Raw genomic sequence first — 11,443 nt, 5'->3', positions numbered from 1 at the left:
TTTCGGGTCACTCGGCTGCGATCAAGCCCGGGAGGGCTGGATCAGAGCAGGCCGTCCAGCGGCAGGGCCGAGGTGGCCGCACCGGTGACGTCCTCGACGGCCGGGCCGGCGATGTCGCCGACGACCGGCAGGTCGCTCGGGGCGGGCAGCGAGCCGGCCACGTCGTCGACCGGCAGGGTCTCGGCCACGTCACCGACGACCGGCAGGTCGGCCGGGGCGGGCAGCGAGCCGGCCACGTCCGCGACGGGGCCGCCCACGACGCCGCCGGCGACACCGTCGACGGTGCCCAGCGCGCCACCGGCGACGCCGCCGACCGAGTCGAGGGCCGGAGCCGCGACGTCACCGGCGACCGGCACGTCGGAGGCCACGTCGCCCACGGTGTCCAGCGCGCCACCGGCGACGCCGGACAGCGGGCCGACCGCGTCGACGGAGGCGGTGTCGCCGGCGGGCAGCGCACCGGTCAGGTCGTCCATCGGGAGGCCGGAGGTGGCGCCCTCGGCGACCCCGCCGACGGTGTTCACGGTGTTGTCGACCGTGTTGGTGACCTCGTTGACGGAGCCGAACACGACGTCGCCGACGGTGCCGACGATGCTGTCGCCGCCCTCGACCGTGGTCGTGGTGGTGTCACCGACGACGTTGCCGATGTTGGCCTGGTTGCCGTTGAGCACGTCGTTGCCGCTCAGCACGTCGTGCACGCTGATCAGGTTGTGCGAGTCGTTCTGCTCGATCTCGACGTTGGTCTCGTCGTGGATGTGCTGCTCGACGTCGTCGTGCGGGGCGGGGGCGGGGGTGTTGTTCGGAGGCAGCATGCTCAGTTCCGTAACTTCCTGCTCGTGTGGCTGTGCGGGATGCAGTTCGTTGATCGCGACGTGCTGGGTGCTCGCGGCGAACTTGTCGACGCTGCTCTGGAGCGAGCGGCCGTATTCGTCCGCGATCTCGACCGGCGCGTAGTCGAGCACCAGCGACGATGCGTGCTGCACGTCTGTCGCGGTCATGTCCCCGAGTCCGACGGCGTCCAGCGTGGCGCGCGGATCTGCGTCGAAGGCCGCCAGGGCGTCCGGGCTGGTCACGAGTCGGGTAAGGAACTCGTGCAGCGTCGGCTCGTCCGGCTGGCCGGGCGCGGCGTGCGCCCCGGGGGCGGAAGCGGGGGCCTCGGTACGGCCCGGGGCATCATCCGGCTGAGAGTGGATCACGAAGCTTCTCCCTCGACTCAGCGGAACTCGGTTACGTGTGACCGAGCGAAGGCCGTGTCCGGTCCCTCACTCCCAGCGAGCACGCTACTGCGGGGCGTGCCCGCAGCCATCGGGTACGACTCCTAGTGATTGCGATCTCTATTAGGGGATTGGTTCGTGGCACTGTTGGGGACCCAATGGGGGATCCATTAGCGCTGCGTGTCTGAGAGCGCGCTAAGTTGTCACCGCCCTGAGTGTCATCGAAGGTTGGTCAGGACCCGCGGCCCGGAGTGCTCCGGCCGCGCCCCGGGCCCGCTCGATGACCCCCGAGAGCGATCGCAGGAAAGGGGTTGCATGCCTTACGTCCTGGGGATCCACGTGGGGGCCACGGCCACCTCCGCCGCCATCGCGCGGCGCGACGGCGGCAGGTGGGGCGCGGCTTCCCCGGTGCCGCTGAGCTCCACCGGGCCCACCGTGCCCACCGTGCTGTGCCGAGTCCAGGACGGCTCCTTCGTCGCCGGCGAGCAGGCGAGCAGGCAGGAGCGGACCCACCACGAGTGGGTCGTCCGGGGCTTCACCCGCCACGTCGGGGACGACGCGCCGATGCTGGTCGGCAGCGAGTTCGTCCCCGCGCAGGCGCTGGTCGCCGCCGTGGTCGAGTGGGTCGCCGACACCGTCGCCCAGCAGCTCGGTCACCCCGCCGAGCACATCACGCTCGCGCACAGCGCCACCTGGGGCCCGTTCCGCGCGCACCTGGTGCGGCAGGCGCTGGCCGGGCTCGGGATCCGGGACGCGACCCTGGTTCCCGAACCCGTCGCCGTGGCGCTGGACCACGCGAGCAAGCGGCCGGTCGCCGAGCAGGACGCGGTCGCCGTCGCCAACATCGGCGGCACCGGTTTCGACGCGACCGTGCTGCGGCGCCGCGAACCCGGTTTCGAGATCGTCGGGTCCACCCTGGACTCCGGTCATCCGAGCGGGCAGGACCTCGACGACGAGGTCTTCGCGCACCTGCGCGCCGAGTTCGCCGAGGATCTCGGCCAGCTCGACCCCGCCGATCCCGCGCAGCGCGCCGCGCTGGCCGGGCTGCGCGCCGACTGCTCCCGGGCCAAGGAGTCGCTCTCGCACCACCCGGGCGCCACCGTGCGCGTCGACGTGCCGGGGCTGCGCACCGACTACGCGCTCTCCCGCTCCCGCTACGAGCAGCTCGTGAGCCCGCACCTGGAACGCGTGCCGGAGCTGCTGGTGCAGGCCGTGCAGTCCGCCGCGGTCGACCCGGAGGACCTCTCGGCGCTGGTGCTGGCCGGTGGGGCGGCGCGGACCCCGCTGGTCCGGCAGCTCGTCGCCGAGCGCTTCGAGCGGACCCCGCTGGTCGACCCGGCCCCGGAACTGGTCGCCGCGCGCGGCGCCGCCCTCTCGGCCGTCGGCGTGCTGTCCTCGGTGCACGACCAGGCCGCCTCGGCCGCCGAGACCAGCGTGCTGATGCGCATCGAGGGCCCGCCCTCCGGCGGGCTCGACGTGATCGACGGCGAACCCGAGCGCGCCGATCCGCCCCGGCCGCCGGTGGAGGTCGAGCCGATGTACCTGGAGCCACCCGACGAGGACCGGGAGCGGTGGTTCAAGATCCTCAAGCTGAGCGCCGCCGCGTTGTTGATCATCGGCGGCCTGGTGCTGACCGTCGTGCAGGGATTCGACGGCGGCGGCGGCCACCCGCTGAGCCCCGTCACCAGCCAGCAGCGGTGAACCCCCGCCCGCGCGCCGCCGCGCGCCCCCGCCGCCCCCCGAGCTAAGCGATCCGCGAGACCGAGGTCTCCGTGAACCGAGGACGCCTGTGAACCACCCGACAGCCACCGCCCCCGACCTGGTCCCCACGTCCCCCGCCACCCGGTTGCGGGAGTCGATCGCGACCGCCCCGAGCGCGCCGGTGCAGGTCGGCATCCAGGCGGCGGGCGGCTACGGCAAGACAGCGCTGATCGACCAGCTGGCCGACGCCTACCGCGGCGCCGGAGTGCCGGTGGCCGCCGGGGCGGAGGGCGTCGACCCCGCCGGGACGGCCGTGCTCGTCGACGACGCCCACCTGCTCGACCGCTCCGCGCTGAACGCCGTGCGCGAGCTGGCGCGGCATCCCGGGGCCCGGCTGGTCATCGCCTACCGGCCGTGGCCGCAGGGATCGGAGTTCGCCGAGCTGGTGCACGCCCTCGGCCGCACCGCTCCGCCCGTGGTGCTGCCCGGATACACCGCTGACGAGCTGGCCGAACGCGCCGTTCGCGTCCTCGGGGACCGCCCGCCCGCCGGATGGCTGGACTGGGTGCTGGCGCAGACCGGGGGAGTGCCGCGGCTGGTGGAGGGCGTGCTCGCCGACTCCGCCCCGCGGGAGCTGCCCCACCGCGGCGTGCCGGCCCGGATCGTTGAGCAGGTCCAGCGGGAGTTCGAGGGGTTCGACGCCGACGCCCGGGCCTGCGCGAGCGCCATCGCGGTCGGCACGGCAGCGCACCCCGACGTGCTGGCCTGGCTGCTCGGGCTCGACCCGGCCCGGGCGGTCTCCGCGCTCTCCGCGATCCGCGCGAGCGGCATGACCGGTGCCACCGACGAGCTGCTGCCCCTGGTCCGCGGGGCCGTGCAGCTGCTCACCCCGGCCGAGCAGCGGCTGCGGATCGCCCGCAAGCTGGTGCGGGTGCAGCTGGACCGGGGCCGCCCGGTGCTCGGGCTGCTGCGGCCGTTCCTGGACTCGCAGCTCGCCGGAGCCGAGGACCCGACCCTGGCCGAGGCGTTCGAGCAAGCGGGGGTGGAAGCGGCGGAGCAGGCGCCGGAGCTGGCCTCCCGTTTCTTCGACGCGGCGGTCTCCGCGGGCACCCCGCCCGTCCGGCTGGCCGCGCGCCGCGCCCGCGCCGCCGCGATCGCCGGGCAGTTCGACGAGGCCCTGCGGCTGGCCGACGAGGTCATCGTGGACGAGTCGGTGCCCGACCGGGCGCTGGGCGTGCAGGTCGCGGCGAGCGTGCTGGCCCACCGCGGTCTGCCCGCCCGTTCCGCGCAGCTGTGCCGCTGGTCCGCCGAGCACCTGCGCTGGCCCGGCGATCGGGCCTACGCCGCGGTGTCGCTGATCGGCACCGGGAACCTCGCCGACGCGCAGCGGCTGCTGGCGGACGTGACCGACCCGGGGCCGCCGACCTCGCTGTCCGGCTCCACCGATCAGCTGGTGGACGGGGTGCGCGAGTCGGTCACCGGCAGCTCGGCCACCGCGCTGTCGCTGCTCACCCGCTCCGCCTCGCTGGCCGAGCCGGTCGGTGCGGCGCTGGTGCCGGACAGCCCGGCGGCGATCGCCACCCTGGCCGCGCTGCACTGCGGCGAGCTCGACGTGGCCTCCTCGGTGATCGGCCGGGCGATCGAGGCGGGCAGCGGTGGGCCGATGCTCGCGATCCGGCACCGGTTGCTCGCGGCGTGGATCCCGCTGGCCAGGGGGGACACGGCAGCGGCCCGCTCGGCTCTGGAGCTCGCGGTGAGCTCGGCGGAGCCGCTGCAAGCGCGGGACCGGTTGCTGGCCACCGCGATCGAGGCGGGCATCGCCAGCCGGGACAACGACGCGGCCGCGCTCGGCGCGGTGCGCGGCCGGGCCCGGCAGGCCATCGCCGAGCACCCGGCCGACCTGTTCGGGTTGCTGCCGCTGGGCGAGCTGGCCGTGGCCTGCGCCCGATTGCACGACCAGGACTGGGTCGAGCCGCACCTGGACGCGGCCTTCGCGCTGCTGGCCGAGCTCGGTGATCCGCCGCTGTGGTCGGGCCTGCTGCGCTGGAAGTGCTTGCAGGCGGCGATCGTGAGCGAGGACGAGCGCTCCGCGCGCACCCACGCGGCGGCGCTGGAGGCGATGTCCGGGCACAACCCGATGTCGGCCGCGATGGCCGCGGCCGCGCGCACCTGGGTGCTGGTGCTCGTCGGCGAGGTGGACCGGGAGCAGGCCGAGCAGGCCGCGCGCGGGCTGCACGCGGCCGGGCTGACCTGGGACGGTGCCCGACTCGCCGGGCAGGCGGCGCTGCGGACCTCGGACCGCTCGACGATGCTCGCGCTGCTGGAGTGCGCCCGGTCGTTGCAGGGCAAGCCGCCGCGACCGCGCTCCGTCGGCGACGGCGGGGAGCAGGGCGTGCTCAGCGAGCGCGAGCGGGAGGTCGCCGAGCTGGTGCTCTCCGGACTCACCTACAAGCAGGTCGGCAAGCGGCTGTTCATCTCGGCGAAGACGGTGGAGCACCACATCGGCCGCATCAAGCAGCGGCTCGGCGCCACCTCCCGCGAGGACCTGCTGATCCGCCTGCGCTCGCTGCTCGAATGAGCGTCGAGGTCCCGGTGCCCGGGCGGCGCGGGGAAGGCACCGCGCCGCCCGGTCGCAGCGGTGCCGCCACCCGGGCGGCGCCGACCGGCACCGCCCGGGTTCAGCGGCGGTCGGCGTAGGCCAGGCCCGCGCGGAGGGTTCCGGCGATCTCGCTGACCGCCTCGGTGAACCGCGTTCCGGCCTGGCGGACGTTGGCGAAGCCGTGGATCAGGTCGTCGAAGCGCCGCGCCACCACCGGTACCCCGGACTCGGCCAGCCGTTGCGCGTAGGCCTCGCCCTCGTCCCGCAGCGGATCGAAGCCGCAGGTCACCACGTGCGCGGGTGGCAGGCCGGAGAGGTCGTCGGCCAGCAGCACCGACAGCCTCGGGTCGGGCCGCTGGTCGGCGGGTGCGTACTGGTCCATGAACCAGGTCATGTCCTCGTCGGTGAGCAGCAGGCCGTTGCCGAACAGCTCCCGGGAGCGGCGGAACCGCGTCGCGTCCACCGCCGGGTACAGCAGCATCTGGAACACCGGGGCCTGGCTGCCCTCCCGGGTGGTGGTGTGGGCGACGACGGCGGCCAGGTTGCCGCCCGCGCTGTCCCCGCCGACCGCGATCCGGTCCGGCGCCGTACCCAGCTCGGCCGCGCTGTCCACCGCCCACCGGAAGGCGGCGATCGCGTCGTTCACCCCGGCGGGGAACGGGTGCTCCGGTGCGAGCCGGTAGTCCACCGACAGCACCCGCACCCCGGCCGTCTTCGCCAGGAAGCGGCACAGGTCGTCGTGGCTGTCGAGATCGCCGAGCACGAAGCCGCCGCCGTGGAAGAACACCAGCAGCGGGCTCTGCCCGGTGAGGTCCTGCGGCCGGTACAGCCGGGCCGCCAGCTCGCCGTCCGGGGTGGGGATCCAGCGCTCACCGACGGCCACGCCGGGCAGCGGCGCCCGGGTGACGATCTCGGTGGACTGGCCCATCAGCGCGCGGGAGCTCACCGCGTCACCGGTGCTGAGCCGGACGTTCCCGCTGGTCCTCTGCATCGCCAGCAGCAGCTGCGCGTCGAGCGCGAGCTCCTGGCCGTCGAGCCGCAGCGGGGCCCCCGCGATCAGCCTGCGCAGGGGGCGCGGCAGGGCGAACACGGCGCGCAACCCGGCACCGAGCACGCGGCCGCGCAGCCGCGGCGGGATGAGTTCGACGGCTTTCGACATGCGGAGACCTCCCCGAGCACCGGACCGGTACCCGTGAGGTTACTAGCAGGTAGTTGTGGTCCGGGACACCGCGCCGCGGCTTTGACTTCGAGTCGGCTCGAAGTCGTAGCGTGATCACCGCACGCCGGTTCCAGGAATTCCCGGCAAGTCGATGGAAGGATTCGAGCATGACCGTGACCGTGGTGGGGATCGGTGGTTCGGTGCGCCCGGACTCGCAGTCCGAGCGCGCGATGCACGCGGTCCTCAGCGGCGCGCGCGAGGCCGGGGCCCAGGTGCGGGCCATCGGCGGGGACCGGCTGGTGCTGCCGTTCTACGACCCGCACGTCCCCGAGCGCACCGACGCGGCCCGGGAGCTGGTGACCGCGTTGCGGGGCGCGGACGCCGTCGTGCTCAGCTCGCCCGGGTACCACGGCACGATCTCGGGCCTGATGAAGAACGCCCTCGACTACGTCGAGGACCTGCGCGAGGACGAGCGGCCGTACCTGGACCGGCGGGCCGTCGGCTGCGTCGGCGCCGCCTACGGCTGGCAGGCGGCGGTGACGACGTTGCAGGCGCTGCGCTCGGTCGTGCACGCGCTCCGCGGCTGGCCCACGCCGTTGGGCGCGGCGGTGAACTCCTCCGAGGCGCGGTTCGGACCGGACGGGGAGTGCTCGGACCCGAAGATCGCGGACACCTTGCGCACCATCGGCGCTCAGCTCGTGGACTTCGCCGCCCGGAGCTGAGCCGGGCCGCCCCCGCGATCGGTGCGCCGCCGGAGGTGATGAACGCGCCGCGGCGGGGTACCCCTCCGGCGTCCCACCCGAACCGACCGCGCACCCCGTGCGAGGAGGTACGTGATGACCGCGACGAAAGCTCCGATCACCAGCCCGCTCGGCGACTCCGAGCAGGACATCACCGGCAAGGCCCTGCAGGGCACCCTCGTCGACCTGATCGACCTGCACCTCATGGCCAAGCAGGCGCACTGGAACGTCGTCGGCCGGTTCTTCCGCGACGTGCACCTCCAGCTCGACGAGCTCGTCACGGCCGCGCGGAACTTCGCCGACGACGTCGCGGAGCGGGCCGCCGCGCTGGGGATCTCCGCCGACGGCCGGGCCTCCGCGGTGGCCGAGACCTCGGGGCTGCCCCGGTTCGACCCGGGCTGGCACACCGACCGCGACGTGATCGTCGCGATGGTCGAGGCCCTCGCGACCCTCAGCCGCCGGCTGCGCGGGCGCATCGACGAGACCGACAAGACCGATCTCGTCAGCCAGGACCTCCTGATCAGCATCGCGCAGGAGATCGAGAAGTCGCACTGGATGTGGCAGGCGCAGCTCACGGAGTCCTGATCGCGCGCCGGGCTCCGGCCGCGAAGGGGGAGTGGTGGAACCTCAGCGGCCCTCTCGCCGCTCGGGGGCGGCTCACCGCCGCCATCGCCGTGCTCGCGAGAGGGCCGCTGGGGAACCGGCTCAGCGGCGGGCGCGCTCGTACTGGACGGGCCAGGGCGCGTCCGCGTGCAGGCGGTCCGCCGCGTGCAGCGGCCAGTGCGGGTCGCGCAGCAGCTCGCGACCGAGCAGCACCACGTCAGCCGATCCCGAGGAGATGACCTCCTCGGCCTGCTCCGGCGAGGTGATCAGCCCGACGGCCCCGGTGGGCACCTCCGCCTCCAGCTTGATCTGCCGCGCGAACCGGGTCTGGTAGCCGGAGCTCACCGGGATCCGGGCATCGGGCACCGCGCCGCCGGAGGAGACGTCGACCAGGTCCACCCCGCGCCGGGCCAGCAGCTCGCTGAGCCGCACCGAGTCGTCCCCGGTCCAGCCGCCCTCGACCCAGTCGGTCGCGGACAGCCGCGCCAGCAGCGGGCGACCCGCCGGCCATTCCTCGCGCACCGCGTCGACGATCTCCAGCAGCACGCGCACCCGGTTCTCGAAATCCCCGCCGTAGCGGTCGGTCCGGTCGTTGATCAGCGGCGAGTAGAACTGGTGCGCCAGGTAACCGTGCGCGAAGTGCAGCTCCACCACCTCGAAGCCCGCCTCGGCCGAGCGGCGCGCGGCCTCGGCGAAGCGCCGCGGCAGCTCCGCCACCTCCCGCTCCGTCAGCGCGCGCGGCGCGGCGAACTCGCCGAACGCCCGCGCGGTGGAACTCACGGTCTCCCACCCCCCGTCGGCCGCGGGCAGCGAGCCGCCGCCCTCCCAGGGCGCGGTGGTGGAAGCCTTGCGGCCCGCGTGCGCCAGCTGGACGGCGGGCGTCGCGCCCTGCGCGCGCAGGAAGTCCGTGATCCGGCGCCAGGCGGAGACCTGCTCGTCGTTCCACAGCCCGGTGTCCGCGGCGCTGATGCGGCCCTCCGGGACGACCGCGGTGGCCTCCGCCATGACCAGGCCCGCACCGCCGGTGGCGAACTGGCCCAGGTGCACCAGGTGCCAGTCGCCGGGCACGCCGTCCACGGCCGAGTACTGGCACATCGGGGAGACCCAGGCGCGGTTGCGGATCTCGGTGTCGCCGAGCTTGATCGGATCGAAGAGATGGCTCATGCCTTGAGCTACGCACTTGCACGCGCAGGTATTCCGCGCTGGGCGCCACTGCGCGCGCGACGAGAATCACGCCCGCGGGTCACCGAGCCCGCGGGCGCCCGGGCGGAGGCGTCGGCCGCGTCGTGCGCGTCCGGTCGGAACGCGCCCTGCCGGACGTGAGTACGCGCACCCCCGACGGCCGCGTGCCGGCTCGTCGGCCCCCTGCTCGTGCTGGGCGGACGCCGGGCTCCGGCCGGAACGACCGGAGCCCGGCGAGCCGGGGGATCAGACCAGCCCGACGGCCCGCCGCGCGAAGTGGATCTCCGCGGCGACCTGGCGCAGCGTCTCGGTCACCACCAGCGAGCCGTGCCCGGCGTCGTAGCGGTAGAACTCGAACGGCACCTCCCGCTGCCGCAACCGGTCCAGGTAGTTCAGGATCTGCTGGATCGGGCAGCGCGGATCGTTGTCCCCGGCCAGCACGAGCACCGGCGCCCGGACCTCGTCCACGTAGGTCAGCGGCGAGCACTCGGAGTACACCTCCGGGACCTCCTCCGGCGAACCGCCGAACAGCGCCCGGTCGTAGGCGCGCAGCGGCTCCATCTCGTCGGCGTACGCCGAGACGTAGTCCGCCACCGGCACCCCGGCGACGCCACCCGCCCACCGCTCCGGCTGGGTGCCCAGTGCCAGCAGCGTCAGGTAACCGCCCCAGGACGCACCCGCGACCACGCTCCGCGCGGGCGTGGTGAGCCCCTCGCGCAGCGCCCAGTCGTGCACGAGCGCCACGTCGGCCAGTTCGGTCAGCCCCGGCCGGCCCTCGATCGCGTCCCGCCACGCCGAGCCGTAGCCCGTCGAACCCCGGTAGTTGATCTCCACGACGGCGAAGCCCGCGTCCAGCCACGCCGCCCGGTACGCCGAGAACCGGTCCTCGTCGGCAGCGTGCGGCCCGCCGTGCAGGTTGAACACCGTTGGCAGCGGCCCGTCCCCGGCGTCCGCCGGGCGGGAGACCAGCGCGTGCACCGACTCGTTCGGACCGTGCGGCACCGCGACGAACACGTCGCTGACCGGCTGCGAGCCCGGCGGCCGGTCTCCGGGCGGGGTCAGCAGCACCTCGTCGGTGCCCTCCGCGCGCACCGTCCGCACCAGCGACGGGGTGGCCGCCGAGGACCAGGAGTACTCGACCGCGCCGTCCGGCCGCACCGAGGCGTTGCCGACCGTCCCGGCCGGGGTGGGCAGCTCGGTGAGCTTCCCGGAGCTCAGCTCGTAGCGGTGCATCGTGGTCCGCGCCCGGTGCGTGTGCGCGATCAGCAGCGCCGTGCCGTCCGGGTACCAGTCCGCGGAGACCTCGCCGGGAAGCCCGAGGTCGAGCTCCTGCTCGGTGTCGGCGAGCACGTCCCACACCAGCAGCTCCTCGCGGCCGTGCCGCTCGTGCAGCACCAGCAGCCGCGGATCGCCCGCCACCGGGGCGAAGTCCAGCGCGTCCAGGCCCTTGCCCGGTCCGTCCCACTTCTCCGCGACCACCGAGGCGTCGTCCACCCGCAGCACCCGCAGCGCCGGGTGCCTGCTGTCGCCGTGCTCGGAGTGGGAGAGCACCAGCAGGCCCTCGTCCCAGGACAGCGCGGAGAGGCCGCCGTCCTGCTCGTGCTCGTAGACGACCTCCGGCGCGTTCCCGCCCCGCGAGACCCACACGGTGACGCCGTCGTCGGTGGACATGCCCACCCCGGTCACGGTCGGGCCCAGCTCCAGTCCCGCCGGGTAACCCGCGTGCGTGCCCGGCAGCGCCGGGACGGCCCCGGACCCATCCGCGGCGAAGCCCTCGCGCACCCACGAGCCGAACTCGTCGCCGTCGGTGTCGTCGAACCACCACACCTGCTCGCCGTCCGCGGACAGCGTGCCGTGGAAGGTGCCGTTCGGGCGGTCGGTGACCCGCCGGTGCTCCCCGGTCTCCCGGTCCCACGCGTACAGCTCCCAGGTACCGCTGGCGTTGGAGACGTACAGGCTGCGCTGCGGGGCGTCCCGAGCCCAGTCGGGCAGCGACACCCGCGGTGCGCTGAACCGCGCCCGCCACCGAGCCTCCCGCTCGGAGTCGTCGAACAGCTCTTCCGGAATCTTCGCCTCTGGGTAGTCGCTCACCTCGCCGATCCTGCCCGATGCCCCCGTCACCGCGCCGCCCCCGGCCCTGCGCCGACGGCGAAACCCCCACCCGGCCCGAGGCCGGACGCGCCGTGGAGAGCACCGCGCGGCGAGACTCGAACCCGCCTTCCGCCGGACCAGCCCCAAGGTGCGCGGA

The 11,443-nt window shown here is 74.4% G+C and carries 8 protein-coding genes; 4 read left to right on the top strand and 4 right to left on the bottom strand.

Features of this window, described 5'->3' with window-relative positions:
* Nucleotides 1-41: 41 nt before the first annotated feature.
* Nucleotides 42-1,193 (bottom strand): IniB N-terminal domain-containing protein, encoded by a 1,152-nt coding sequence (locus ACL03H_RS07150; RefSeq protein WP_412810306.1) that lies wholly within the window; start codon nucleotides 1,191-1,193, stop codon nucleotides 42-44.
* A gap of 333 nt (nucleotides 1,194-1,526) precedes the next feature.
* Here ACL03H_RS07150 and ACL03H_RS07145 point away from each other — a divergent pair, with 333 nt between their 5' ends.
* Both ACL03H_RS07145 and ACL03H_RS07140 read left to right on the top strand, forming a co-directional pair.
* Nucleotides 1,527-2,912: an Hsp70 family protein gene (locus ACL03H_RS07145; RefSeq protein ID WP_412810305.1), complete on the top strand. Its 1,386-nt coding sequence runs from the start codon at nucleotides 1,527-1,529 to the stop codon at nucleotides 2,910-2,912.
* A gap of 88 nt (nucleotides 2,913-3,000) precedes the next feature.
* A complete protein-coding gene (locus ACL03H_RS07140) occupies nucleotides 3,001-5,490 on the top strand; it encodes a LuxR C-terminal-related transcriptional regulator (RefSeq protein WP_412810304.1) in 2,490 nt (829 codons plus the stop codon).
* 100 nt (nucleotides 5,491-5,590) lie between these two features.
* Here the strand turns inward: ACL03H_RS07140 and ACL03H_RS07135 are convergent, their stop codons facing one another.
* Nucleotides 5,591-6,670: an alpha/beta hydrolase gene (locus tag ACL03H_RS07135; RefSeq protein WP_412810303.1), complete on the bottom strand. Its 1,080-nt coding sequence runs from the start codon at nucleotides 6,668-6,670 to the stop codon at nucleotides 5,591-5,593.
* 167 nt (nucleotides 6,671-6,837) lie between these two features.
* On the opposite strand from ACL03H_RS07135, the gene ACL03H_RS07130 reads away from it, so the two are divergent.
* Nucleotides 6,838-7,392, top strand: coding sequence for an NADPH-dependent FMN reductase (locus tag ACL03H_RS07130; RefSeq protein ID WP_412810302.1), 555 nt, complete (start codon nucleotides 6,838-6,840; stop codon nucleotides 7,390-7,392).
* Nucleotides 7,393-7,506: 114 nt separating this feature from the next.
* The gene (locus tag ACL03H_RS07125; RefSeq protein WP_412810301.1) at nucleotides 7,507-7,995 is read left to right on the top strand and encodes a Dps family protein; all 489 of its coding nucleotides are present in this window, start codon (nucleotides 7,507-7,509) and stop codon (nucleotides 7,993-7,995) included.
* A 120-nt stretch (nucleotides 7,996-8,115) separates the two neighbouring features.
* Here ACL03H_RS07125 and ACL03H_RS07120 read toward each other — a convergent pair whose 3' ends face one another.
* Together ACL03H_RS07120 and ACL03H_RS07115 are read right to left on the bottom strand one after the other, a co-directional pair.
* Nucleotides 8,116-9,177, bottom strand: coding sequence for an NADH:flavin oxidoreductase/NADH oxidase (locus ACL03H_RS07120; RefSeq protein ID WP_412810300.1), 1,062 nt, complete (start codon nucleotides 9,175-9,177; stop codon nucleotides 8,116-8,118).
* 264 nt (nucleotides 9,178-9,441) lie between these two features.
* Complete coding sequence (locus ACL03H_RS07115; protein WP_412810299.1) at nucleotides 9,442-11,286, bottom strand: S9 family peptidase; 1,845 nt, start codon at nucleotides 11,284-11,286, stop codon at nucleotides 9,442-9,444.
* Nucleotides 11,287-11,443 lie beyond the last annotated feature (157 nt).

The organism is Saccharopolyspora antibiotica, from assembly GCF_047200635.1.
Classification (GTDB): domain Bacteria; phylum Actinomycetota; class Actinomycetes; order Mycobacteriales; family Pseudonocardiaceae; genus Saccharopolyspora_C.
The sequence above is the reverse complement of the archived record's forward strand: the minus strand, read 5'-3'. Positions and strand labels throughout refer to the sequence as shown.

What these genes read in the sequence shown, in the direction of transcription:
- ACL03H_RS07145 (WP_412810305.1), top strand. Translation starts at nt 1,527, where the DNA reads ATGCCTTACGTCCTGGGGATCCACGTGGGGGCCACGGCCACCTCCGCC.
- ACL03H_RS07135 (WP_412810303.1), bottom strand. Translation starts at nt 6,670, where the DNA reads ATGTCGAAAGCCGTCGAACTCATCCCGCCGCGGCTGCGCGGCCGCGTG.
- ACL03H_RS07130 (WP_412810302.1), top strand. Translation starts at nt 6,838, where the DNA reads ATGACCGTGACCGTGGTGGGGATCGGTGGTTCGGTGCGCCCGGACTCG.
- ACL03H_RS07125 (WP_412810301.1), top strand. Translation starts at nt 7,507, where the DNA reads ATGACCGCGACGAAAGCTCCGATCACCAGCCCGCTCGGCGACTCCGAG.
- ACL03H_RS07120 (WP_412810300.1), bottom strand. Translation starts at nt 9,177, where the DNA reads ATGAGCCATCTCTTCGATCCGATCAAGCTCGGCGACACCGAGATCCGC.